The organism is Galbibacter kalidii, assembly GCF_026241135.1.
GTDB lineage: Bacteria > Bacteroidota > Bacteroidia > Flavobacteriales > Flavobacteriaceae > Galbibacter.
Genome location: NZ_JAPFGA010000066.1, coordinates 1 through 988 on the forward strand (window position 1 = coordinate 1; position 988 = coordinate 988).

Annotated in this window: 1 protein-coding gene; it reads right to left on the minus strand. The window is 53.8% G+C overall.

Annotation, left to right across the window (positions count from 1 at the left end):
* A partial coding sequence (locus OOZ15_RS19865; protein WP_265958180.1) for a SprB repeat-containing protein occupies positions 1 to 988 on the minus strand: 988 nt, incomplete at both ends.

Here is a 988-nt window from a genome sequence, read left to right on the forward strand (position 1 = left end):
CGGCTATAAGGGCTGTGGCAGTGGCCGTTGTGGCCCCGTTGGACCAGGCTATAAAATAGTCGCCACTGCCCCCGTTTACCTGTACGGTGGCCGTACCATCGTTCCCCGCCCCACAGGAAATGGCCGTGCTGGAAAAGCTTAGCGTTAAAAGCTCAGGCTGCCCAAGGTCGTATACTACATCTGTTGCTTCCACTAAGGTATTGCCCTGATATACCCCAATGACATTGCCCATACTGTCTTCCACGTTCAGGGCATAGTTCCCAACAGAAAGGTCTGCTGCTATTTCCGAGGTCTGCTCAGGTAACACCACCCAATTGCCGGAAGCATCCTGTTTTTTCCAATGATAGCTATAGGGTTCACCGGTATCAAAAGGCACCCCACCCTCAACAGTGGCCATGATCACCCCGTCCGAAAACGGGTTTTCAAAACTGTTGGCACTGTTACAGGATATGGGCAGCACCTCTTCAATGGTGGCCTCGATAGGCTCGTAAAGGGTAAAAGGGCTTTCCAGGACCGTACAACCGTCCTTAGTGGTGGCCGCCCCGTAATTGGCATCTTCCACGGTCAGGGAATAGGTCCCTGAAGGAAGGTTGTCCAGTTGGACTTGATAGGTGCCACCTCCGGTAACCGAAGCGGTGGCCTGCCCGTTTAGGTCGCTACCGTTTTCATCACGCCAAACATAATTGTAGCTGCCGTCGGCCAGTGCGGTGCCGCCCGTGATTTCTGCCCGTATCCAACCATCGGAAGCCCCGATGGATGTTGGACGGTCAAAGGCCGTATAATCTATTTGTAAAGGTTCCATAGGAGCGGTAATGGTCACACTTCCCGATACCTGGCATCCCCGGCTGTCGGTGACCGTGACACCATATGCTCCCTGTGAAAGATCCGTTGTTTTTGATATGGCGGCATTATTGTCCCATTGGTAACTATAAGGCGGGGTCCCCCCTGATACCACTGCTTCCGCCCAACCGTCATTGCCGCCATGGCA